Annotated in this window: 21 protein-coding genes and 1 pseudogene; 17 read left to right on the top strand and 5 right to left on the bottom strand. The window is 41.7% G+C overall.

The genetic code is table 11. The features are described 5' to 3' along the window. Positions 1-368 precede the first annotated feature (368 nt). Positions 369-533: a hypothetical protein gene (locus HHO47_RS11650; RefSeq protein ID WP_169020440.1), complete on the bottom strand. Its 165-nt coding sequence runs from the start codon at positions 531-533 to the stop codon at positions 369-371. A 401-nt stretch (positions 534-934) separates the two neighbouring features. Here HHO47_RS11650 and HHO47_RS11645 point away from each other — a divergent pair, with 401 nt between their 5' ends. Beyond that, the gene (locus HHO47_RS11645) at positions 935-1957 is read left to right on the top strand and encodes an AraC family transcriptional regulator (protein ID WP_169020439.1); all 1023 of its coding nucleotides are present in this window, start codon (positions 935-937) and stop codon (positions 1955-1957) included. Between the two features lie 89 nt (positions 1958-2046). Then, positions 2047-3204, top strand: a complete 1158-nt coding sequence (locus HHO47_RS11640) for a nuclear transport factor 2 family protein (protein ID WP_198138421.1) — start codon at positions 2047-2049, stop codon at positions 3202-3204. A 631-nt stretch (positions 3205-3835) separates the two neighbouring features. Here the strand turns inward: HHO47_RS11640 and HHO47_RS11635 are convergent. The 4 genes and pseudogenes from HHO47_RS11635 to HHO47_RS11620 form a co-directional block, all read right to left on the bottom strand. After that, positions 3836-4315 (bottom strand): annotated as a pseudogene (locus HHO47_RS11635) (site-specific integrase); the annotation flags it as partial. A gap of 172 nt (positions 4316-4487) precedes the next feature. Then, a complete protein-coding gene (locus HHO47_RS11630; RefSeq protein WP_169020438.1) occupies positions 4488-4745 on the bottom strand; it encodes a hypothetical protein in 258 nt (85 codons plus the stop codon). Beyond that, a complete protein-coding gene (locus HHO47_RS11625; protein WP_169020437.1) occupies positions 4745-5194 on the bottom strand; it encodes a hypothetical protein in 450 nt (149 codons plus the stop codon). Before HHO47_RS11625 ends, HHO47_RS11630 begins: the two co-directional genes overlap by 1 nt. Positions 5195-5200: 6 nt before the next feature. Next, on the bottom strand, positions 5201-5545 hold the full coding sequence (locus HHO47_RS11620; RefSeq protein WP_211183698.1) for a DUF883 domain-containing protein: 345 nt from the start codon (positions 5543-5545) through the stop codon (positions 5201-5203). 504 nt (positions 5546-6049) lie between these two features. Between HHO47_RS11620 and mraZ the strand changes: the two genes are divergently transcribed. The 15 genes from mraZ to ftsZ are packed head-to-tail and all read left to right on the top strand — an operon-like array spanning position 6050 to position 22818. Next, the gene (mraZ, locus tag HHO47_RS11615) at positions 6050-6508 is read left to right on the top strand and encodes a division/cell wall cluster transcriptional repressor MraZ (RefSeq protein WP_169020436.1); all 459 of its coding nucleotides are present in this window, start codon (positions 6050-6052) and stop codon (positions 6506-6508) included. A 29-nt stretch (positions 6509-6537) separates the two neighbouring features. After that, positions 6538-7476: a 16S rRNA (cytosine(1402)-N(4))-methyltransferase RsmH gene (rsmH, locus tag HHO47_RS11610; RefSeq protein WP_169020435.1), complete on the top strand. Its 939-nt coding sequence runs from the start codon at positions 6538-6540 to the stop codon at positions 7474-7476. Then, the gene (gene ftsL, locus HHO47_RS11605) at positions 7473-7799 is read left to right on the top strand and encodes a cell division protein FtsL (RefSeq protein WP_169020434.1); all 327 of its coding nucleotides are present in this window, start codon (positions 7473-7475) and stop codon (positions 7797-7799) included. Before rsmH ends, ftsL begins: the two co-directional genes overlap by 4 nt. Continuing rightward, positions 7796-9613 carry a penicillin-binding transpeptidase domain-containing protein gene (locus HHO47_RS11600; protein WP_169020433.1) on the top strand — a complete coding sequence of 606 codons (1818 nt, stop codon included), beginning with the start codon at positions 7796-7798 and terminating at the stop codon, positions 9611-9613. The genes ftsL and HHO47_RS11600 overlap by 4 nt, the downstream gene beginning before the upstream one ends. Further along, the gene (murE, locus tag HHO47_RS11595; protein ID WP_169020444.1) at positions 9606-11111 is read left to right on the top strand and encodes a UDP-N-acetylmuramoyl-L-alanyl-D-glutamate--2,6-diaminopimelate ligase; all 1506 of its coding nucleotides are present in this window, start codon (positions 9606-9608) and stop codon (positions 11109-11111) included. The genes HHO47_RS11600 and murE overlap by 8 nt, the downstream gene beginning before the upstream one ends. Next, positions 11108-12496 carry a UDP-N-acetylmuramoyl-tripeptide--D-alanyl-D-alanine ligase gene (locus tag HHO47_RS11590; RefSeq protein WP_169020432.1) on the top strand — a complete coding sequence of 463 codons (1389 nt, stop codon included), beginning with the start codon at positions 11108-11110 and terminating at the stop codon, positions 12494-12496. Before murE ends, HHO47_RS11590 begins: the two co-directional genes overlap by 4 nt. Next, the gene (gene mraY, locus HHO47_RS11585; protein ID WP_169020431.1) at positions 12490-13572 is read left to right on the top strand and encodes a phospho-N-acetylmuramoyl-pentapeptide-transferase; all 1083 of its coding nucleotides are present in this window, start codon (positions 12490-12492) and stop codon (positions 13570-13572) included. The genes HHO47_RS11590 and mraY overlap by 7 nt, the downstream gene beginning before the upstream one ends. Continuing rightward, positions 13573-14898, top strand: coding sequence for a UDP-N-acetylmuramoyl-L-alanine--D-glutamate ligase (murD, locus tag HHO47_RS11580; RefSeq protein WP_169020430.1), 1326 nt, complete (start codon positions 13573-13575; stop codon positions 14896-14898). Further along, entirely contained in the window at positions 14895-16070 is a 1176-nt protein-coding gene (gene ftsW / locus HHO47_RS11575; RefSeq protein ID WP_169020429.1) for a cell division protein FtsW, read from the top strand. Before murD ends, ftsW begins: the two co-directional genes overlap by 4 nt. Then, positions 16067-17176: an undecaprenyldiphospho-muramoylpentapeptide beta-N-acetylglucosaminyltransferase gene (gene murG / locus HHO47_RS11570; RefSeq protein ID WP_169020428.1), complete on the top strand. Its 1110-nt coding sequence runs from the start codon at positions 16067-16069 to the stop codon at positions 17174-17176. Before ftsW ends, murG begins: the two co-directional genes overlap by 4 nt. Positions 17177-17185: 9 nt before the next feature. Further along, on the top strand, positions 17186-18625 hold the full coding sequence (murC, locus tag HHO47_RS11565; protein ID WP_211183697.1) for a UDP-N-acetylmuramate--L-alanine ligase: 1440 nt from the start codon (positions 17186-17188) through the stop codon (positions 18623-18625). Beyond that, positions 18622-19542 carry a D-alanine--D-alanine ligase gene (locus HHO47_RS11560; RefSeq protein WP_169020426.1) on the top strand — a complete coding sequence of 307 codons (921 nt, stop codon included), beginning with the start codon at positions 18622-18624 and terminating at the stop codon, positions 19540-19542. Before murC ends, HHO47_RS11560 begins: the two co-directional genes overlap by 4 nt. Position 19543: 1 nt before the next feature. Further along, positions 19544-20323, top strand: coding sequence for a cell division protein FtsQ/DivIB (locus HHO47_RS11555; RefSeq protein ID WP_169020425.1), 780 nt, complete (start codon positions 19544-19546; stop codon positions 20321-20323). Then, positions 20320-21552, top strand: coding sequence for a cell division protein FtsA (ftsA, locus tag HHO47_RS11550; RefSeq protein WP_145236894.1), 1233 nt, complete (start codon positions 20320-20322; stop codon positions 21550-21552). Before HHO47_RS11555 ends, ftsA begins: the two co-directional genes overlap by 4 nt. 21 nt (positions 21553-21573) lie before the next feature. Further along, positions 21574-22818, top strand: coding sequence for a cell division protein FtsZ (gene ftsZ, locus HHO47_RS11545; RefSeq protein WP_169020424.1), 1245 nt, complete (start codon positions 21574-21576; stop codon positions 22816-22818). Positions 22819-22868: the final 50 nt, after the last annotated feature.

The raw sequence follows: 22868 nt of genomic DNA, 5'->3' as shown, positions 1-22868 counted from the left end.
AATGATCTTGTAGTGCATGACTACATCTCAACGTGCTTGCAACATATTGCAGAGCAGCCAAGTAACCTTGAGCCACTGCTACCTTGGAATATTAAGCAAGGCTAGGTGTCGTTAGCTATACGCTTACGGTAAACGACGCAGCTAAATTGAATAACCCAAGTCGTTGGTCAGGAAAATCACGAGATTGGTCAATGATAAAGGAAGTAAATTTAAATCCTGAGAAAAAAGAAGAAATGCGGGCGGCATAAAATTTAACTTGAGGCGACAACTAACTTGAAAAACTCCGGGTTAAAAGCAGAGCATTGGAATCAAGTTTTTGTTTATTATGTAATAAATTTCACGTATTAACCACTCGGATACGTCTTACGCTAATTAGTTTTGTTGGCTTTATCAGGGAAGTTTATACGCTTTTTGTATTCTTGAAATAATGCATTGGGTTCAATATAAACGCCTTGCTTCCCATCTTCTATACCTTGGTTGTATGCATATTTGAAAATAATGTTAGATAATTGTTCTATTATTTTTCTATCCATGAAATTTTTTCCGTTATAAAGACGATTGCAAAAGTACACTTTTTATATTGTTTTTCATAGGGATGTTTTTGTGGTCATACCAGTCACAGTGTTCTATCTGGTTATAGTTGGTTATGTAGTGACTAACTAATAATGGCCACACATTGAAACGCGCTGACCTTTCCTTTGAATTAGTACAACTGTTGTTTGTTAATTATGACTTGAGTTAAATTATTTCGATGGTCTTAGATGAGCGAAAATGAGGCGGTCATAATAAGCCTAGTATACTTGGTTAACTCTACAAAATAGGCGTTAAGCTAAATCATTTTTTTTACTAATCATCGGAATAAACACAGAGTAGCTCAAATGTAGTAAGATCCTGATTTAGAATGGTTAACGTAGAGCAAAGGATTCTAGTTTTTATGACTGCTACATCTTATTTATTATTTTTCTTTTCAACTTTAGGTGTGTTCAATGGTGTGGTTTTAGCTTCATGGATGCTAATCTGGGGGAATAAAAATACAGGAGATACTTGGTTTGCCATACTGTTGTTGTTGATAAGTGTGCGAATAGGAAAGTCAGTCGCGTTTTATTTTGCACCAGATCTAGATAAAAACATTTTACAGCTTGGTCTTACTGCCTGCTTTCTGATTGGGCCATGTTTGGTAGCATATATTTCCAAACAGGTTAAAGCTCACGCAGTGTATTTTTCGGTTAAATGGATTTTCATTACGCTTATTTCAACCATTGTTATTGTAGGGATTGTATTTCCTTATAGCTCTTATGTAGATTTATGGCAGTATTGGATATACCGTGGTTCCAGTTATTTGTGGCTAGTGTGTTTGCTGTTAGCCTTTTATTTTTACAGAGCTCAAATACGTGACTTAAAAGGCCAATGGCAAAAGCTTTTTGCTGATAAAGCTTTTGCAACTTTAGTAGGTAGTACTTTAATTTGGGTTGCTTATTTTACAGCTTCATATACTTCATACATTATCGGGGCATTAAGCTTCTCCCTGATTCTCTATTTGTCATTACTCGTAATGCTTAAGTTTAAACAAAATAAAACAGAAGAAGTAGACAAGTATGCCAATAATAAACTTACCGAATCACAAATACGGCAATATTCATTAATGCTTGAAAAACTTATGGATAAAGAGCAGGTTTTCATTGATCCACAGCTTACTCTACCTCGTTTAGCAAAGCGTTTGAGTACATCACACACGGTGTTATCACAGCTATTAAATGAACACTATCAAATGAACTTTAAACAATACATCAATAGGCAAAGAGTAGGGCTTGCTCAAAAACTTTTGCTTGAGCAACCTAACGCAAGTATTGACGATATTGCTGAACAAAGTGGCTTTGGCGCTTCATCAACATTTTACAATGCGTTTAAACAGCAAACAGGATTAACACCAAATCGATTTCGCACTATGAATTTATAATTTCAGACTACTGAAATATAACTTAGCTTATTGTTTTTATTTTATTTAAGTTAAATTAATTCCAATCTACATACAGAGAGTTTAATTTAATGAAAATAATGTATAAAGCCTTAGCGTTACTGCTTTTAGTAGTACAATTTTCATCATTTGCGAATGATAAGACACAAGATCAGCTCGAGGTTGAAGCGGTAGTTCAACAATATATTGATGGCACTAGTAAAGGTAACCCCAGCCTAATTGAAGATGCATTTCATTCAGAAGCTTCCTTGATCCTTAGCCACCCCAAAAAGCCTTTTTGGCAGGTTTCAGTAAAAGAATTTGCACGTTGGTTTGAATCTTCCAAAACTACCCGTTCAGGCTATATTCTATCGGTTACTCTTGATGGTGATATAGCGACTGCTCGCGCATTAATTACCGTCGCAAAGCCTGTTAAAAAATATGTTGATCAGTTTTTACTTAAACGATTTGCAAAAGGCTGGCAGATTATTAGTAAATCAGCGACACAAATAGATACACAACAAAAGCAAGCTCAGCTAGAAAGTGCGATGAATAAAAGAGTGCTATTTATTGCTTCAAGTGCCGATCAACACGGTAAGTCAACACTGCCTACGGGTACTAGTTTTTCAGAGTTGGTTGAAGCCTATGAAGTTTTCATAGATTCGGGCTATCAGGTAGATGTAGTTAGTACACAAGGTGGTAAATTACCTCTTGCTTATATCAACACTTCTGATTTAAAACACAAACAATACATCTATAACCAAGATTTTATGTATTTATTAGCAAACACGCTATCACCCGAACAAGTTGATGCCAGCCAGTATCTAGCGGTGCATTATGTCGGAGGTGGCAATGCTATGTATCAAGTAGCAGAAAATAAAACTCTTCAAGCTATTGCCATGCAGGTATATGAGAAAAATCATGGTATTGTATCTTCTGTATGTCATGGCACCGCTGGCATCGTTAATTTAAAGCTTAGTAATGGCAAATATTTAGTTTCAGGACGAAAAATAAGTGGTTACCCGACGGAATTTGAAAAGACCGACGCCAACTATTATCAGCAATTTCCATTCGACATTGAAGAAACGATTAAACAACGTGGTGGTAAGTTCTTTTACGGTGAACGTAACCAGCCTTATGTGCAAATCGACGGCAGACTAATCACGGGAACAAACTATCAATCGTCGAAGGGGGTTGCTTTGGCAATGGTAGCCGAAATGAACAAAATGAAACGTTTAGGTACGTTGTAAAATGTATATGTTAGGTGAATTTTTCTGACGTTATTTCAGGCTTTTAAAGGGCTATAAGAGTTAGAATCGAATGGTCTGTAATTACACAAAGTCCTTGCTCAAGAGGTGATGTTGTCTAGGCTGCTCAATAGGATTCAGCTATGGAGATTACGGTGGCTGCTTGATTAGCGTCACTTTATCAAATGACTGGACGGTATCGAAAGCGTGCCACCAAGCACTGTCGATAATCACAACAGCGTGCCTCCCCAGCGCAGTAGCTTTAGATATTTGTTCCATATGTAATGTCTGGCTTCTTTGTTAACGAATGGTGTTATTAAGGCTTTTGTTTCGGATACAGTAATTCACAAGAGAGTACTTTGCTTTAAGTGGTTCAGAGTTGTGTTTATCTTTAAGAATAGTGATTACAGCTATTAGGTTCTTTAAAGCCTACCAACGAATGCCTAGGGTATGTGTTAAAACTCCTGACGCTTTTTTTGAAAAGCATGGTATGCAAACCAATCCTTTAAAAAGAGAGAAACCAAAGGAGCGCATATAGCCCTCAGACATAGAATTACTGAGTGTATGCATTAGTTAAGTTCATAATACAGAAGAAACTTACAAAAACTAAAATAATGGTATAGAAAACAAGTAACTACCTTAGATAAACTTCAGTAATTTCAGCCCTGAAATGGCCTAGCTCTTGCGATACTGTCTCGAGAGCTATTGCCCTACTTAAACCGAAACTCCTTAGTTCTGCCATTCTCTCTTGTGCATAGCTGTGTCTAAGGCCATGACCGCCATTAGAAAAAAAGAGTGTGCGACTAGATGCTTTAGAGAATGAGCACGACCATTTATGGCCACCGCCAAGATCGTAGCGTTGCAAATAGTTAATTTCCCTGTCACGAACGGTTATAGGCTGCGCTAAGCGCCTTTGTTCTAGTTGTGTAGCCAGTGCATTAGGTATTAGTACATCACGGATTAGGCCGCCTTTGCCTTTCACTGTATAAATACTACCTTCTCGACCAAGCCATTTGCTGTTTAGTGCTGGACGGCTATCAGCTCTACGCTCTGATACTCTGGCAATTGTTAAAAGCTCATGGGCTCTTAACCCTGCTGTGTAGGCTATTTGTGTAAGATCCCCAAAATATCTGCCACTATCTCTGGTGTTTCATACCAAGAATGGCCATTCCTTCACTACTATTTGAGTAAACCAATGAGGCCAGATGAGATGCTTTCTTGGTACGCGGTTTCTTTGGCGTGCCAAAGGCTAAATAAGATCACCAAGATGCCGAGTTAACTCAGTATTATAGCAAACGTAACAACCAGCTAAATTGACTTAGCTTTATTTTATTGGCTGAATTTTGGTTATGACCATTTAGTGCTTGATAGCCTACACCTGCCGTAAAGGCACTGGCAATACCGACATTCGATACTGCAAAGCGTTTTAGTCGGTAATTAAAAGCTTGATGATGTTGCTGTTTTAACGCATTAATACTATTCATTTTTTGACTTAAATGGCTAACTTTGCGTGTTGGTTTTTGAATAAAGTAATCAATTAGCATTATTTACCCCTATTTATATTGAGTAATTGTTTAATGCTGTGCGCGGTTTTATCAAAGCCAACTTTGCTGCTGATATAACCAATATTTTTCCACAGCCACATTAAACAAAGCAATTGTAAGCCAGTTAGACATATAGCACGGAACCATATTGATTGACTAAAGGTAAAAATGACAAAGCCAAGAGTGATTAGCAAACCGGCCCATAATAATACTAAACCACCGGCAAAACTTACCAGCAAAATAATAGTCAATGCCAAAGAGCGGGTTGATAGTCGCCACTCGGCACTCGCTAGTTCTTTGCAAATACCAGTTTGTTGGCGGTAGTCCTGATAAAGTTGCTCACCATATTGAGATAATTTAGCAAGATGATCTTGCCACTGATCGGCACTGTGCGGTGCAGGATCAGCGGCTTGATGCTGTTTATCTTTAGGATCGGTATGTGGTTGCATAACCGCTTACTTACTACTGCGAAATAGTGCAGTCACTAGCATACCGGCAGCAAACGCAATACCAGCTGTTGCGAGCGGGTTTTCAGCGGCTAATTGGCGAGTTTTACCAGTGTATTCAGACAGTTTTCCACGGGCAATTTTTTGTTTTTCAGTGAGTGATTCAGCTGAACTTGAAGCGCTATGACGAATACTTTGCTCTGCTGTTGCAGCCTTTGAAGATAGTGAATCAACAGCAATATGAGCCGCTGAGGTTGCTTTATCTGTTAATGGTGATTCAGTGTGAGCAGCGATATCATCAATTTTTTTACTGGTTTTCGCGGCTGAATTAGAGCTTGATGTTGACGTAGTCATAGTAATGGTTCCTTAAATATTAAAACTAAATTGTGTAATGCTTGTTGCAGCCTTCATACCATGTTGATGATTGTAATTTAATTACTTGTAAATCAATGCTTTATTTGAGTTTGTTGAGTTTTAATAGCCAAAATAACAGCGCTTTAAGTAACTATTGCAAAAAGATCGCGTAAATTTTACAGGATCTAGCAAACAGCAATAGGCTGCTAATATTTTGTAACTGTTCATTGATTATTCATTAATCATTTAAGTCTGTTTATTTTGTTTTATCTCAGAATAAAATATTTTTTAATGTAACCCACTTTTTTTCACGTAATTCAGTAGCTTTGCGCTAGGCCTTATTTTTTCTGGCTTTAACACGCCATTATAGGTTTTTGCTGACTTGACAAAACTGCTTGTCAAGCCCTAAACTGGAACACTGTGGTAAAAAGTGGTATTAAGTGGATCAAATTGGATCAAATTAATTTAAACAGATTAATTACAAACTTTTAAAGTAGGCTTTTTATGTTTCGTGGTGCGAGTTCACTGAGTTTGGATGACAAGGGGCGATTTGCGGTACCGACTAAGTACCGAGACTCCTTGTTGTCTGAAGATCTGGGTACGGTGATCTGTACCGTCGCACTGAACGAGCCTTGCTTATGGTTGTATCCACTGGCGCAATGGCAGGATATAGAAGATCGCTTAGCTAAAATTTCTAATATGAACCCACGCGCTCGACGCATGCAACGGATGTTGTTGGGTAATGCAACAGAATACCAATTAGATAAAAATGGCCGGATATTGCTGGCACCGTCGTTACGGTCTCATGCTGATTTAGGCAAAAAAATCATGTTGGTCGGTTTGATGAATAAGTTTGAGATCTGGGATGAAGAACGTTGGCATGAACAAATGCGCCAAGATACCGAAATTGAACGACTCGGTGAGTTTGAATCAACCCCAGACTTAGATAATTTTTCGCTCTGATCACACAATAAAAAGGCAAACAATAGCTAATGACAGCGCAATTTGAACATATTTCCGTATTAATGGACGAAACCATCGAAGGTCTAGCAATTAAGCCAGACGGTATTTATATGGATGGTACATTTGGCCGTGGCGGACATTCTGGACAAATCTTAGCGCACCTTGGTGAACATGGCCGGTTACAAGCCATAGATCAAGATCCGCAAGCGATCAAGTCTGCCGAAAAGTTTGCCGATGATAGCCGTTTTGCGATTGCCCATACCCGCTTTTCTAATCTATACGAAGTGGCAGAGCAAAACGATTTATTAGGTAAAGTGGATGGTATTTTATTAGATATCGGTGTGTCATCACCACAACTAGACGATGCTGAGCGTGGTTTTAGTTTTATGAACGATGGCCCACTTGATATGCGTATGGATCCTACCAGTGGCCGTAGTGCTGCGCAGTGGTTAGCCGAAGCTGAATTGGAAGACATTGTTCATGTGATCAAAACTTATGGCGAAGAAAAGTTTGGCCGTCGTATTGCACATAAAGTACTTGAAGTGCGTGCTCATACGCCGATAGCAACAACTAAGCAACTTGCTGATTTAGTTGATGAAGCTGTGCCAGTAAAAGATAAATTCAAACATCCTGCGACGCGTACTTTCCAAGCTATTCGTATTTATATCAACAGTGAATTGGAAGAGATTCAAACGGCATTACAAGCTGCGTTGGGGGTATTAAAGCCTGGTGGCCGATTAGTGGTGATTTCGTTTCATTCACTAGAAGACCGTATTGTTAAACAGTTTATTAAAAAACAGAGTAAGGGAGCGGCGTTACCCAGAGGTCTGCCTTTAACTGATGCACAAATAAATCAAAATCTGACGTTAAAAGCAGTGGGTAAAGCTATTAAGCCAAGCCAAGCTGAAATTGACCGTAATCCACGTTCACGCAGTTCAGTACTTAGGGTGGCGCAGAGATTGGGATGAAGCTAACAGCGAATCATCGACAACCCAATTTATTTTTAGAAATAATCAAAGGCCTAGGAGCAAATAAGTTAACCTCGGCCTTGTTGGTTGTGATATTCGTATCTAGCTTGAGTGTGGTACAGGTCACTCACTTTGCTCGCCAAGAGCTGATTGAACAAGATCAGTTGTTACAAGAGCGAGATGAACTCGATTTAGAGTGGCGTTATCTATTAGTTGAAGAAGAGTTTTATTCGCAACATGCGCGCATTGAAGAAATTGCTATTGAGCAACTGCAAATGAAACGATCCACAAGCCAAGATGAACAGGTGATAGTACTGCCATGAGAAGTAGAGGAAAAAAGCCAGTAAATAGTTTGATCACATGGCGTTTTATGCTGGTGTGCTCTGTGGTGCTGCTGGTTTTTGTGACTTTAGTGTCTCGTGCTGCTTATTTGCAAGTTATCGAGCCTGATAAAGCACGTTCAGAAAGTAATAAACGTACCGTGCGCGTTGAGAAGTTGCATGTGCAACGCGGGATGATTTTTGACCGTCACGGTAAAGAGCTTGCTGTAAGTGTGCCCGTTGTAAGTGTATATGCGGATCCTAAAGCATTACACAAATCACTGCGTACTAAAGTGCTCAAACAGGCGCGCAAAAATGGCGAAGATGAGAATGCCCTAGCAGAAAACACCGCGCTACTTGAACAACGTATTGCGCTGTACTACAAAAATGATTTACGTTGGCGTGAGCTTGCTGATGTACTGCGTATTGAACCGAAAAAAATTAATGCTCGCTTGCGGGATGATGCCAGTCGTCGCTTTGTTTATCTAAAACGCCAAATAACTCCTGCTGTTGCCAATTACATTGGCGATTTACGTTTGCCTGGTATTCATTTATTGGATGAATCAAAACGCTATTATCCTGCTGGCGAGGTCACTGCACATGTGCTTGGCTTTACCAATATTGATGGTAAAGGTATCGAAGGCATCGAAAAACTCTACGAAAATGCACTGACTGGTGTTGAAGGTCGTCGTACTATCCGTAAAGATGCACAGGGGCGAGAAGTTGAAGTGCTTGATGAACGTGAACGTATTGAACCCGAAAACATCCAACTTAGTATTGATCAGCGTATTCAAGCAATAGCCTATAAAGCAGTTAAATCAGCAGTCCTAACCTACAAAGCAACCTCCGGCTCTGCGATGGTTGTTGATGTGAGGACTGGTGAAGTGCTCGCCATGGTTAACAGCCCGTCTTTTAATCCAAATAATTTAAATGATGCCGCGCCGCATAAACGCCGTAACCGAGCGATCACAGATTTGTTCGAACCAGGTTCAACCGTTAAGCCTCTAGCCATTTTAGCTGGGTTAGACTACGGCTCAATCCAACCGGATGATAAAATTGATACTTACCCTGGCTGGATGCGCATCGGTGGCACGTTAGTTACAGATACGCGTAACCACGGTGAAATGACCTTACGTGAGATTTTAAAATACTCCAGTAATATGGGGGTGACCAAAATAACGCAAGATGTGCCGAAGGATTACTTTGTTGGCTTGTTCCAAAAAGTTGGCTTTGGTTCAGATACTGGCACCGGCATGGTTGGTGAAAGTAGCGGCTTGTTTTATCCGAATCGACGTTGGTCTGACCATGAAATTGCAGCACTTTCTTTTGGTTATAACGTAGCTGTAAGCACCGCACAAATGGCGCGTTTTTATGCCATGTTAGGTGCTGGCGGGATCAACAGACCATTGACCATCCTCAAGCAAGATTCAATCCCTGAAGGCGAGCGTGTTTTTCAACAACAAGATGTTGAAGCGGTTGTGCATATGATGGAAAGCGTTTTTGAAGAAGGTGGTACAGCGAGCCGCGTAAAAGTTGATGGTTATCGTGCTGCGGGAAAAACGGGTACTTCTAAAAAAGCCGCCGCAGGTGGTTATGGTGATGAGTATGTTGGTTACTTTACAGGTATAGCACCAGCGAGTAACCCACGTTTAGCTGTTGTTGTAATGATCAATGAGCCCGGTGGAGATGTTTATTATGGCGGTGCAACTGCAGGCCCTGTGTTTGCAGAAATCATCTCCAATGCGTTAAGAATTTTAAACGTGGCACCAGACAAAGGCTCGGTTGCCTACGTGAAGGGCATAGATGATGATGCGTGATTTAAAAATAATTTTACAACAAATAGAAGTAGCAGCAACAAGCTTACTAGTAAAGCAGTTGCGTTTGGATAGTCGAGATGTCACCCCTGGGGATGTCTTTGTAGCGATTAAAGGTCATCAACTAGATGGCGGACAATTTATTGATAAAGCGATTGCAAATGGTGCGGTCGCAGTGATTGCTGATCGTTTATGTGAGTTTGAATGTGATTTTGAGCCGCTTTATTTAATTTCCGATTTGAATAAGAAATTACCCGCATTAGCGAGTCATTTTTATCAGCAACCAAGTAAACAATTAGATGTGGTAGGCGTTACTGGCACCAATGGTAAATCAACCACTACTGCGATGATTGCTCATTTAGCTAAGTTTTGCGACACCCAGTCAGCGATTATCGGTACGCTTGGGTATGGGCAACCAGAAAGTTTAACTGAGTTAATTAATACCACACCGTCTTGTGTTGATTTACAAAGAATATTAGCGCAACTGGCTACTGACAATAATAAACTGGTGGCGATGGAAGTATCATCACATGGCTTGGTGCAGCAGCGTGTTGCGAAAACGCACTTTAGAGCCGCTGTGTTTACTAATTTATCGCGCGATCATTTAGATTACCACGGTGATATGGCCAGTTATGCCGATGCAAAGTTAATGCTAATGCGAGATTTTGACGCGCAGCTGGTGGTACTCAATCAAGATGATAATCAAGTAGAGCAATGGTTAGAACAATACGATTTTAATAACTTAGTGTGTTATGGCCATAAAAACTTGCAGCCAAAAGGTGCTAAGTTTGTGTACTTTACTGATGTTTCTTACCATAAAGCCGGTATATCGGCACAGTTGACTACAAGTTGGGGTGATATTGCGATTACCTGTCCGCTGTTTGGCGAATTTAATTTATATAATTTAGCAGCTGCAATCGCAACTTTACTTGGTTTAGGTTACCCATTAGATCAACTGGCAGCGGGTTGTGCAAGCTTGCAATCAGTCGCGGGACGCATGCAAGCATTTAGCGCGCCAAATCAACCAACTTGTATTGTTGATTATGCTCACACGCCAGATGCGTTAGCGTTAGCACTACAAGCATTGCAACAACATGTGCCTGGTGGCGTAAGTTGTGTATTTGGTTGCGGCGGAGACCGTGATAAAGGTAAGCGACCCATGATGGCCCAAGCTGCTGAGCAAAATGCTGATAAAGTAATTATTACCAGTGATAACCCGCGTAGCGAAGAACCATGGCAGATCATTAAAGATGTTTCTGCTGGTTTAAGCCAGCCTGAACGTGCGCATTTAGAAGCTGACCGTGCTGGGGCTATTGCTTTTGCAATAGATAACGCAAATGCTAATGACGTAGTGCTGATTGCAGGTAAAGGTCATGAAGATTATCAAATAATTGGTACACAACGGATAAATTTTTGCGATCGTAAATTTGTCCAGCAGCACTTACAACAAAAGCAAAAGCTAGACCCACAAGAACAACAAAGAAGAGGATCGCAGTTATGATCCCTATGGATTTTGATTGGCTAGCAAATGTGTTAGCAACTGATTATCAAGGTGATAATCAAACAGTAAAAAATATTAATACCGATACTCGCAGCGTATGCGAAGGAGAAGTGTTTTTAGCGCTACAAGGCCCTAATTTTGATGGCCATCAGTTTTTACAACAAGCGAAAGACAAAGGCGCCATAGCCGCCATTGTTAGTCAAAAAGTTGCCGTTGATATTCCACAATTTTTAGTCACTGATACGCGTATTGCGCTAGGTGAAATCGGTGCCGCGGTAATGGCCAGTGTGGCACCAAAAACTATCGCAATTACAGGCAGTGTCGGTAAAACCACAGTAAAAGAAATGTGTGCCGCTATTTTAGCCGCTGATGGTGATGTCCTGGCAACCAATGGCAATTTTAATAACGATATTGGCGTGCCATTGACTTTGTTACGCCTTGAGCCACAGCACAAGTATGCGGTCATTGAACTTGGCGCTAACCATATTGGTGAAATTGCCTATACCACGGCGATGACTAAGCCTGATATTGCTGTGGTCTGTAATGTGGCAGCTGCGCATATTGAGGGTTTTGGCTCTCTTGCGGGTGTGGCAACGGCTAAAAGTGAAATTTACGCTGGTTTGAAAGAGCATGGCATTGCGCTGGTTAACTGTGACAGCGAATTTAGTGATGGTTGGCTTACTAAGTTACAAGGGCGTAATGTAAAACGTTTTTCTAGCACTGAACAACTAGATATTTGGGCAGAAGAAGTCAGCCTCGATGAGCAAGCTCATGCATCTTTTTATATTTGTACCAAGCAGCAGCGAGTACCCGTTAAGCTTGCGTTGCCAGGTCGTCACAATGTTACAAATGCCCTTATAGCAGCTGCATTAACCTGTGAACTTGGTATTAGTCTTGAGGCGGTGGCAACGGCACTTGCAACCATGGCTGAAGTAAAAGGCCGAGTAAATATAATACCTGTTAATGACACCCTAACCGTGATTGACGATACCTATAATGCCAATGTGCAATCAGTTAAGGCTGCGATTGATCTATTACGAGACCTACAAGGTAAGCGTATTTTGGCCTTAGGTGATATGGGCGAACTTGGCGATGAAGCCGCGCTTTATCATCAACAAGTTGGTGTATATGCCAAACAACAAGGTATTGATGAGCTGTATAGCTTAGGTGTATTGAGTCAATACGCCAGTGATGAATTTGCTAAACCACAGCGGCATTTTTCAAGCCGTGAGGCACTATTACAACAATTGCAAACACAGTTAACTGACTCAGCACAAAAAACCACCATAGTCGTGAAGGGATCGCGCAGTTCTCGCATGGAATTATTAGTACAAGATTTAGTTAACAGCCAGCAAACTGGCCGCAATGGAGTATCTCAATGTTAGTTTGGCTGGCCGAGTATTTAACACAATATTACAGTGCATTTAATGTGTTCTCGTATTTAACTGTTCGCGCTGTATTTGGTATTTTAACGGCATTATTAATTTCATTATATTTTGGCCCTAAATTGATCCGTGCTTTGCAAAGAATGCAAATTGGTCAAGTGGTTCGTAATGATGGTCCTGAGTCGCATTTATCGAAAAAAGGCACTCCAACGATGGGGGGGATATTAATTTTAGCGTCTATTTTTACTAGTACTTTGCTGTGGGCTGATTTAGCGAATAAATATGTATGGGCTACCTTGTTCGTGATTGGCTCATTGGGAATTGTGGGCTTTGTTGATGATTATCGTAAAGTGATCCGCAAAGATCCAAAAGGGTTAATTGCTAAATGGAAGTATTTTTGGCAGTCAGTGATTGCCTTAGTGGTTGCCTGCGCATTATTTTTTACTGCTAATCATGCCCACGAAACATCATTAGTGGTGCCATTTTTTAAAGATGTATTACCGCAGCTAGGTTTGTTCTACATAGTTATGACTTACTTTGTAATTGTGGGTACATCGAATGCGGTTAACTTAACTGATGGTCTTGATGGCTTAGCCATAGTACCCACTATTTTAGTCGCTGCAGCACTGGCTATTATTGCTTATTTAACGGGTAACGTGAATTTCTCAGCGTATTTACATATACCACATTTACCGCTAGCCAGTGAGTTAGTAGTGGTGTGTACCGCCATTGTTGGTGCTGGTTTAGGCTTTTTATGGTTTAACACGTATCCGGCACAAGTATTTATGGGTGATGTTGGCTCATTAGCACTTGGTGGCGCACTGGGTATTATTGCTGTATTAGTTCGCCAAGAGTTAATTTTAATCATTATGGGTGGTGTATTTGTGATGGAAGCACTGTCAGTTATCTTGCAAGTTGGCTCTTATAAATTACGTGGCCAACGGATTTTTAGAATGGCACCAATCCATCATCATTACGAATTAAAAGGCTGGCCTGAACCACGAGTGATTGTGCGTTTTTGGATAATTTCTATCGTGCTAGTGTTAGCTGGCCTAGTAACATTAAAGATCAGGTGAATGACGTATTTAAACGAGATGAAAAACAAACATATTACAGTGCTCGGACTCGGTGTAACCGGTCTGGGCATTGTGCGTTTTTTATTGTCTCATAATATTACGCCAACCATTGCTGATAGTCGTCTGTCTCCACCGGGTATAGATTGGTTAAACCTGCATGCCCCACAGCTTAGTACTCAGTTTGGTGATTTAAATAATGCTGAACTAAACACTCAAGATATTATTATTATCAGCCCTGGGCTTAGCTTATCTACACCGGCTGTAGCAGAGGCGATTGCTGCAGGTGTTGAAGTGATAGGTGATATTGAATTATTTGCCCGCCTGAATGATAAACCAGTGATTGCGGTTACCGGTTCAAATGGTAAATCAACCGTGGTGACGCTTGCTTTTGATGTGCTCAAAACGGCTGGGTATAAAGTGGGCTTAGGTGGCAATATTGGCACCGCGGTGCTGGATTTACTTGTCGGTGATTTTGATGTGTTTGTGCTGGAGCTTTCGAGCTTTCAATTAGATACTACAAAAAGCTTAAAACCTATTAGCGCTACGGTATTGAACGTATCAGAAGATCATCTTGACCGTTATGTTAATTACCAAGCTTACATAGACTCAAAACAAACAATTTATAGCCATGCTGCTTTAGCTGTGGTTAACAAAAATGATGTAGCAACGCATTGTGATATTAATCCGCAAGTGAGCTTTGCCTTATCTAACGCAGATTATTGTTTGTCAACATATTATGGCGAGCTTTACTTTTGCGCTCACGGCAAAGCCGTTTTACCTGTTAGTAGCCTAGGTGTTGTAGGTAGTCATAATCAACTTAATGCGTTATCAGTTATGGCGTTATTACAACCTCTTGAGGTGCCTGTCGATCAATTTGCTAAAGCGTTTTCTGCATTTAGAGGGCTTGCTCATCGTTGTCAGTTTGTTGCTGAGCAAGATGGAGTTAAATACTTTAATGACTCTAAAGCAACAAATGTAGGGGCAACAATTGCCGCGATTGATAGTCTTGCAGAGCAAGCCAAGCAACTTATAGTGATTGCAGGTGGAGATGCCAAAGGTGCGGATTTAGGTGCGCTGAAACCTTATTTGCAAGATAAAGTGAAAGCACTGATTTGTTTTGGTAAAGACGCGAATGTACTTGTAGCACTGACTGACAAAGGCCGTTTAACTGAAAATATGCCACAGGCAGTAAGCCTTGCTAAAACACTTGCCGAAACAGGTGATTATGTATTACTAGCGCCAGCATGTGCCAGTATCGATATGTATAGCAATTACATGCAACGTGGTGATCATTTTAGCGAATGCGTAAAGGCGGGTGAACAATGATGGCATTGACTGACATTCGAGAAGCGCTAACGCCTAAGCAATCTGCCCAGCTTTATGATGTGCCTTTGCTTTACTGTGTGATCATGCTAATTGGCTTGGGATTTGTGATGGTGACGAGTGCGTCGATGCCGACTGCTGATCGCTTATTTAACAATCCATATCATATTATTATCCGCCACAGCATGTTTTTAGCGATGGGCTTTGTGTTGTTTTGGATCGCCTGCTGTGTGCCTATGACGTGGTGGAAGCGCTCTAATCCTTACTTATTATTACTGGGAATGGTGCTGTTAGTTATTGTGTTAATTGTTGGCCGCGAAGTGAATGGCGCAAAGCGTTGGATCCCAGTCGGTCCGGTTGGCTTTCAAGTTGCTGAAGCGGCTAAGTTGTTTTTTTTCAGTTATATCGCTGGTTATTTGGTGCGTAAACGCGAAGAAGTACAAGAAAATATTAAAGGCTTTGCCAAACCAATTGCGGTATTTGCTGTGTACGCGGCATTAATTTTATTGCAGCCCGATTTAGGGACTGTAGTCGTGATGTTTGTAACTACCGTGGGCTTATTGTTCTTAGCAGGGGCTAAATTATGGCAGTTTTTTGCTTTGATATTAACGGGTGTTGGCTTAGTGGTATTGCTTATTATTGTTGAGCCATATCGGATGGCGCGGGTGGTCGGTTTTCTAGAGCCATGGGATGACCCATTTGGTAAAGGCTACCAGTTAGTACAATCGCTGATGGCTTATAGCCAAGGTGGCTGGTTTGGTCAAGGCTTAGGTAACAGCGTACAAAAATTACAATATTTACCAGAAGCCCATAATGACTTTATTTTTGCGGTGATTGGCGAAGAGCTTGGCTTTATCGGCATCGTGAGCATTTTGATGGTATTTGGCACCTTTGTATTTAGAGCCTTATTAATTGGTCAACAAGCATTAAAGTGCGGCAAAGAATATGAAGGCTATTTTGCATTCGCGATTGGTATTTGGTTTGCGTTTCAAACCATGGTTAATGTGGGTGCAAGTGCCGGTATTTTACCAACCAAAGGCCTAACCTTACCGTTTGTGTCTTATGGTGGCTCTAGTTTACTGATCATGATTATCGCGGCAGCTATTTTATTACGTGTGGATTTTGAAACCAAAATGGCCACTAAACAAGCAACATCACGTGGAGGCAAGCGATGAATAAAAAATTAGTCGTTGTTGCTGGTGGTACTGGCGGGCATATTTTTCCAGGGATTGCGGTTGCAGATCACTTAAAGCAACAAGGTTGGCAAGTGAGTTGGATCGGCACGGCTGATCGAATGGAAGCGCAGGTTGTACCAAAGCATAATATTGAGATTGATTTTATCAATGTTAAAGGTGTACGTGGCAATGGCCTTGCACGTTTAGTTAAAGCCCCTTTTATGGTGATTAATGCCATATTACAAGCACGTAAAGTATTGAAAAAACAACAGCCTGATGTTGTATTAGCAATGGGCGGCTATGTTACTGGGCCAACCGGTATAGCAGCAAAAAGCTTAGGTATACCATTGGTGATCCATGAACAAAATGCGGTTGCGGGTATGAGTAATAAGTACCTAGCCAAGTTTGCCAATAAAGTGTTGGCTGCATTTCCGCAAGTATTTGCGTCTGGCTACAGTGAGGTGGTTGGTAACCCCGTACGAGCCAGCGTAGCAAATGTGGCAACGCGTACAGCAACTACGCCAGTGAATATATTAGTCGTTGGTGGCTCGTTAGGTGCGCAGGTGCTAAACCAAACTTTACCAGCAGCATTTAAACAACTTAGTGAAGAGTTTCAGCTCAATACATGGCATCAAACCGGTAAAGGTCATTTAGGCTCAGTAACACAGGCATATCAGCAGCAAGGTTTTAGTGCTGAACAAGCTCAGGTGGCTGAGTTTATTGATGATATGGATACGGCTTATGGCTGGGCAGACATTGTAATTTGTCGCGCGGGAGCGTTAACCGTAAGTGAAATTGCTGCGGCAGGAAAAATGGCCGTATTTGTGCCGTTTCCGCATGCGGTGGACGATCATCAAACTGCGAATGCAAAATTTTTAGTTGATGGCAATGCGGCATTATTAATGCCGCAGGGGCAGTTTAATCAACGCAGTATTGTTGAACTATTACGCCCGTATTTAGCCAAACCAGCATTAATCAGTGAACTTGCAAGCAATGCTAAACAATTGGCGACACTAGAAGCGACTGCCAATGTCGCATGGCATTGTATGGATGCCGCAGGTGTCCCCTTGTCAGCGCTGCAAGTAACAGAAAAAAGAGATAATTAAGTGAAACAAATGTCAACACACAAGAGCACTCGCCCGGCAATGCGCCGAATTAGCACGATCCACTTTATTGGTATTGGTGGCGCAGGAATGGGCGGTATTGCCGAAGTACTCGCATTTGAAGGATATCGTATTACTGGCTCAGATATTGCCCACAGTGCAATGACCGAACGTTTGATCCAAGCTGGCGCTGAAGTGTTTATTGGCCATCATCAAAGTAATGTTAAAGATGCTAATGTAGTGGTGGTTTCAAGTGCAATTGATGAAACTAACCCTGAGATTATTGCTGCTAAGGCGGCACGTATACCGGTTGTGCGCCGCGCAGAAATGTTAGCTGAGCTAATGCGCTTTCGCCACGGTATTGCTATCGCGGGCACTCATGGTAAAACCACCACCACTAGTTTGATCGCGAGTATTTATGCTCAAGCTGGGCTGGATCCAACCTTTATCATTGGTGGTTTACTTAATAGTGCGGGTAGTAACGCAAAAGTCGGTAAAAGTGATTTTTTAATTGCTGAAGCTGATGAGAGTGATGCGTCATTCTTACATTTACAACCTATGGTATCGGTGATCACTAATATTGAAGAAGATCACATGGATACCTACGGCGGTAGCTTAGAAAAAATGAAAGACACTTATGTGGATTTTATTCATAACTTGCCTTTTTATGGCCTTGCAGTGGTATGTATCGATTCAGAAGTGGCAGCTGAGCTTATTCCGCGATTTGGCCGTCCTGTGATCACATATGGTGAATCGAGCGACGCCGATTACCGGATGACTGATTTTAACCAAACGGCAAATACCAGTCAGTTTAAAGTGCGCACTAAGCAAGGTGATGAATTAACTGTGCATTTAAATATGCCAGGTAAACATAATGCATTGAACGCCACTGCAGCGATTGCTGTTGCAAAAGATCAACAAATAGCTGAGCACGCGATTTTAGAAGCATTACAACAGTTTGAAGGTATCGGACGTCGTTTTCAGCATTATGGTGATTTTGAAAACGAACGTGGCAAAGTAATGCTGGTGGATGATTATGGTCATCACCCTTCAGAAGTTTCAGCGACTATAGCGGCAATTCGCCAAGGCTGGCCTGATAAGCGCTTAGTAATGATTTATCAACCACATCGCTTTACTCGTACTCGTGACTTATATGAAGACTTTGTAAAAGTGTTAGCCGATGTTGATCAGTTACTATTGCTTGATGTATACGGCGCTGGTGAAGAGCCAATTATTGGCGCAGACAGTAAAAGTTTATGTCGTAGCCTACGTCAACGCGGTAAAGAACCACTGCATGTTGCAAGTAGCTCTGAGCTGGCTGGAGTATTAGCTGATACGTTACAAGATAATGATTTAGTTATAACCCAAGGTGCTGGTAATATTGGTCAATTGGTAAAAACACTCGCGGCGACATCGCTATCGATTGAGCAACTTAAGCAGGTAAAGGTATGACGCAACTAAACACACAGTTTGGCAAAGTGGCGGTGTTGTTGGGTGGACACTCAGCTGAGCGCGAAGTATCACTAAAATCAGGCCAAGCCGTATTGAACGCATTACAAAATGCGGGCGTTGATGCCATTGGCTTTGATCCAAAAGAACAACCGTTATGGCAATTAAAAGAACTTGGCATTGAGCGAGTATTTATCGCCCTGCATGGCCGTGGTGGTGAAGACGGTACTATTCAAGGCGCACTTGAGTTTATGGGGTTGCCATACACTGGCAGTAACGTATTAGGCTCAGCACTTGCGATGGATAAAATACGGTGTAAGCATTTATTTAAATCTGCGGGCTTGAGTACTGCCCCTTATGCAGTTGTGGATAGCAAGCGTGGTTTTGATGCTACAGTGATAATGAATGAACTGAAAAAGGTGATGGTTAAACCATCGCACGAAGGTTCGAGCATTGGTATGGCGCAAGCAAATAATGCACAAGAGCTTGAAGCTGCTTTAGCAGAAGCGTTTAAGTTTGACAGCCAAGTACTGGTTGAGCAATGGATAACAGGGCGTGAATTTACAGTTACTGTACTAGGCAATGAGGTACAGCCAGTAATTGAAATGACCACACCAAATGGTTTTTATGATTACCAAGCAAAGTATCAGTCAAATACCACGCAATATCATTGCCCAGCAACCTTATCAGCTAGCGATACCACGCATTTACAAGCAATGGCTTTAGCGGCATTTGATCTAGTGGGTGCCAGTGGTTGGGGTCGTGTTGATGCCATGCAAGACGCAGGCGGTAACTTTTATTTGTTAGAAGTAAACACAGTACCAGGAATGACTGAAAAATCGTTAGTGCCAATGGCTGCTAAAGCAAATGGTGCAAGCTTTGAGCAATTAGTTGTTCGCATTTTGGAGCAAACGCTTTAAAATGCATCCCTTTTTGGAGAAAGCACAACAATTAAAACAGCAACTAAATTGGTCGCTAATTTTAGGTGTGAGCTTTTTTTTAATCGTGGTTTTCAGTTTGGTACAAATCACCAGCGGCGTTAGACAGTGGCTGGTAGAAAATAAAGATGCGCAAATAAAGCATTTGGCAGTATTGGGGAAACCTCACTACACAGATGAAAAAGCGATTATTGGCGCGATAAAAAAAGCCGACTTATCGAGTTTTTTTGATTTAGACGTCAAAAACATACAAAGTTTAGTGCAAGATTTGCCTTGGGTGGCTACTGCATCGGTACGTAAGCAGTGGCCAGATACATTACAAGTGTACGTGGTAGAGCATCAGGCTGTCGCAGTGTGGAACAGTGATTTATTACTGAACCAAAGCGGTGAAGTATTTCAAGCTAGCAGTGCAAAACTCAGTGACCAGTTACCACAACTTTATGGTCCTGAGGGCAGTGAATTTGAAGCATGGGTCGCCTTTAAGCAGTTTGATGACATGCTTAAAGTTAATAATTTAAAGTTAACCAGCCTGGCATTGTCAGAGCGATTTTCATGGCAGTTATGGCTCGATAACGGTATTCGCCTTAAATTAGGGCGTAAAGAAAAAGCTAAACGGGTACAACGGTTTATAGATGTTTACCCGCGGATGGAAAAACGTGCAGATGCACAAGTAGATGTAGTGGATTTACGGTATGATACCGGCCTTGCAGTGAGCTGGAAGCTCCTGGAAGAAGCGCAATTACAAAATAAGAGTAAGGCATGACTAAGTCAGCAGAAAGAAACCTAGTGATTGGATTAGACGTTGGCACCTCAAAAGTGGTGGCCACGGTTGGTGAAATCACCGCAGATAACAAACTCAGCATTGTTGGGGTTGGCAGCCAGGTGTCCCATGGTATGGATAAAGGCGGCGTAAACGACCTTAATTTGGTGTCGGAGTCTATTCGTCGTGCAATCGATGAAGCTGAACTTATGGCTGATTGCCGTATTAGCTCCGTGTATTTGGGGATCTCAGGTAAACATATTCAGTGCCAAAACGAAAGTGGTGTTGTGGCAATTAATAACACTGAAGTAACTGATGAAGACATTGAAAATGTTATTCATATTGCGCGTTCTGTGCCTATTTCAGCCGAACGTAAAATGCTGCATGCACTGCCGCAAGAATACAGTATCGATATGCAAGAAGGGATTAAAAACCCACGAGGCATGAGTGGTGTACGAATGGAAGCCCGCGCTCACATTATAACTTGCTCAAACGATATGGCGAAAAATATTGAAAAATGTGTTGAGCGTTGTGGTCTTGAAGTTGACCAACTGATTTTCACCGCATTAGCGTCGTGTTATTCGGTATTAACCGATGACGAAAAAGAGCTCGGTGTTGCGGTACTTGATATCGGAGGCGGTACGATGGATATCACTATTTATATCAATGGTGCGTTGCGCCACTCTGCAGTTATTCCTGTAGCGGGCAACCAAGTTACTGGCGATATAGCAAAAATATTTCGTACACCGATATCCCATGCTGAATCACTCAAGGTGCAATATGCCTGTGCAAGTAGCCAAATGGCCAGCAGTGAAGAAACTATTGAAGTACCTAGTGTAGGCGGGCGACCAGCGCGGTTAATGTCGCGTCATACCTTATCTGAGGTGGTTGAGCCACGTTTTAGAGAATTATTTGAATTAGCGATGGAAGAAATTCATCGTTCAGGATTAGCAGACCAAATAGCAGCAGGACTCGTCATTACTGGCGGTAGTGCTAAAATGGCTGGCGCGATGGAAGTGGCTGAAGACATTTTCCAGATGCCAGTGAGAATAGGCAAACCTATAGGGATAGTTGGTTTGACAGATTATGTAGATGACCCTTCATATGCAACGGCGGTTGGCTTATTACAATATGGCCGCACAATGCAATCGATGAATGCACAAAAATCGAAACCTGAAGGCGATAATAATTGGTGGAACCGCATAACAAAGTGGTTTCAAGGCGAGTTTTAATACTCAAGTCGGAGAGTAAACATGTTTGATATAATGGAACAACACAGCGAAGAAGCTGTTATAAAAGTAATAGGCGTGGGCGGCGGCGGCGGTAACGCTGTTGAACACATGGTTAAGCAACAAATAGAAGGCGTGCGTTTTATTGCCGCTAATACGGATGCTCAGGCATTACGTAACTCATCAGCAGATATTACTGTGCAACTAGGTACTCAGATCACCACTGGGCTAGGTGCGGGGGCAAACCCTGATGTAGGTCGTAAATCAGCAGAAGAAGATGCCGATACTATTCGTAACAGCCTTGAAGGTGCGGATATGGTATTTATCGCCGCTGGTATGGGCGGCGGTACTGGCACTGGTGCTGCGCCAGTAGTTGCCAAAATAGCCAAAGAGTTAGGTATTCTAACCGTTGCTGTTGTTACACGCCCTTTTGATTTTGAAGGTAAAAAGCGTGCGGCAGCGGCTGAGCAAGGTATTAACGAATTGTCAGAAATTGTCGATTCACTTATTACAATTCCTAACAATAAATTGCTTAAAGTTTTAGGTAAAGGGACTACACTGCTAGACGCGTTCGCTAAAGCAAATGATGTATTATTTGGTGCCGTGCAAGGTATTGCTGAATTAATTACTCGTTCTGGTTTGATTAACGTAGATTTCGCCGACGTACGTACAGTAATGTCAGCCATGGGGACTGCAATGATGGGCACTGCATCTGCATCGGGTCCTGATCGTGCGCAAGAAGCAGCAGAAGCAGCAATCTCAAGCCCACTACTTGAAGACGTTGATTTAACTGGCGCGAAAGGCATCCTAGTGAACATCACCGCAGGTATGGATATCGCGATTGAAGAGTTCGAAATTGTTGGTAATCACGTTAAAGCATTAGCATCTGAAAATGCGACTGTGGTGGTTGGTGCGGTTATTGACCCTGAAATGACTGATGAGCTACGTGTAACTGTAGTCGCTACAGGTTTAGGTGGCGATCGTCGTCCACAGTTTGGTATTGTCGATAACGGCTTTAAAAAAGCGTCAGGTTCTGATGTGGGCAGCTCAACAAACCAAACGAGCAGTATGTATGTACCAAGCTTTGCAAGCCAAGGTAGTAGCGACGAAATGACCGCAGCTCCAGCAATTGAAAAGCATGAAGCGAGCAAGACAACGCAAAGCAATAGTGGTTTATCTAAAACTAATGATAGCGGTAAAAAATCTGATAAATCAGAAGGTGGCGATTATTTCGACATCCCAGCATTTTTAAGAAAACAAGCTGATTAAACAAAAAAGGTAATTATTTTTGTTTGAAAAGTGAACGAATTTGGCAGCTG

Source organism: Pseudoalteromonas arctica (assembly GCF_012927645.1).
Lineage (GTDB): Bacteria > Pseudomonadota > Gammaproteobacteria > Enterobacterales > Alteromonadaceae > Pseudoalteromonas > Pseudoalteromonas arctica_A.
The sequence above is the reverse complement of the archived record's forward strand: the minus strand, read 5'-3'. Positions and strand labels throughout refer to the sequence as shown.

What these genes read in the sequence shown, in the direction of transcription:
- HHO47_RS11640 (WP_198138421.1), top strand. Translation starts at nt 2,047, where the DNA reads ATGAAAATAATGTATAAAGCCTTAGCGTTACTGCTTTTAGTAGTACAA.
- HHO47_RS11630 (WP_169020438.1), bottom strand. Translation starts at nt 4,745, where the DNA reads ATGCTAATTGATTACTTTATTCAAAAACCAACACGCAAAGTTAGCCAT.
- rsmH (WP_169020435.1), top strand. Translation starts at nt 6,538, where the DNA reads ATGACAGCGCAATTTGAACATATTTCCGTATTAATGGACGAAACCATC.
- mraZ (WP_169020436.1), top strand. Translation starts at nt 6,050, where the DNA reads ATGTTTCGTGGTGCGAGTTCACTGAGTTTGGATGACAAGGGGCGATTT.
- HHO47_RS11620 (WP_211183698.1), bottom strand. Translation starts at nt 5,545, where the DNA reads ATGACTACGTCAACATCAAGCTCTAATTCAGCCGCGAAAACCAGTAAA.
- murD (WP_169020430.1), top strand. Translation starts at nt 13,573, where the DNA reads ATGACGTATTTAAACGAGATGAAAAACAAACATATTACAGTGCTCGGA.
- HHO47_RS11625 (WP_169020437.1), bottom strand. Translation starts at nt 5,194, where the DNA reads ATGCAACCACATACCGATCCTAAAGATAAACAGCATCAAGCCGCTGAT.
- HHO47_RS11560 (WP_169020426.1), top strand. Translation starts at nt 18,622, where the DNA reads ATGACGCAACTAAACACACAGTTTGGCAAAGTGGCGGTGTTGTTGGGT.
- HHO47_RS11650 (WP_169020440.1), bottom strand. Translation starts at nt 533, where the DNA reads ATGGATAGAAAAATAATAGAACAATTATCTAACATTATTTTCAAATAT.
- ftsW (WP_169020429.1), top strand. Translation starts at nt 14,895, where the DNA reads ATGATGGCATTGACTGACATTCGAGAAGCGCTAACGCCTAAGCAATCT.
- murC (WP_211183697.1), top strand. Translation starts at nt 17,186, where the DNA reads ATGTCAACACACAAGAGCACTCGCCCGGCAATGCGCCGAATTAGCACG.
- ftsZ (WP_169020424.1), top strand. Translation starts at nt 21,574, where the DNA reads ATGTTTGATATAATGGAACAACACAGCGAAGAAGCTGTTATAAAAGTA.
- murG (WP_169020428.1), top strand. Translation starts at nt 16,067, where the DNA reads ATGAATAAAAAATTAGTCGTTGTTGCTGGTGGTACTGGCGGGCATATT.
- ftsA (WP_145236894.1), top strand. Translation starts at nt 20,320, where the DNA reads ATGACTAAGTCAGCAGAAAGAAACCTAGTGATTGGATTAGACGTTGGC.
- HHO47_RS11600 (WP_169020433.1), top strand. Translation starts at nt 7,796, where the DNA reads ATGAGAAGTAGAGGAAAAAAGCCAGTAAATAGTTTGATCACATGGCGT.
- murE (WP_169020444.1), top strand. Translation starts at nt 9,606, where the DNA reads ATGCGTGATTTAAAAATAATTTTACAACAAATAGAAGTAGCAGCAACA.
- HHO47_RS11555 (WP_169020425.1), top strand. Translation starts at nt 19,544, where the DNA reads ATGCATCCCTTTTTGGAGAAAGCACAACAATTAAAACAGCAACTAAAT.
- HHO47_RS11590 (WP_169020432.1), top strand. Translation starts at nt 11,108, where the DNA reads ATGATCCCTATGGATTTTGATTGGCTAGCAAATGTGTTAGCAACTGAT.
- ftsL (WP_169020434.1), top strand. Translation starts at nt 7,473, where the DNA reads ATGAAGCTAACAGCGAATCATCGACAACCCAATTTATTTTTAGAAATA.
- mraY (WP_169020431.1), top strand. Translation starts at nt 12,490, where the DNA reads ATGTTAGTTTGGCTGGCCGAGTATTTAACACAATATTACAGTGCATTT.
- HHO47_RS11645 (WP_169020439.1), top strand. Translation starts at nt 935, where the DNA reads ATGACTGCTACATCTTATTTATTATTTTTCTTTTCAACTTTAGGTGTG.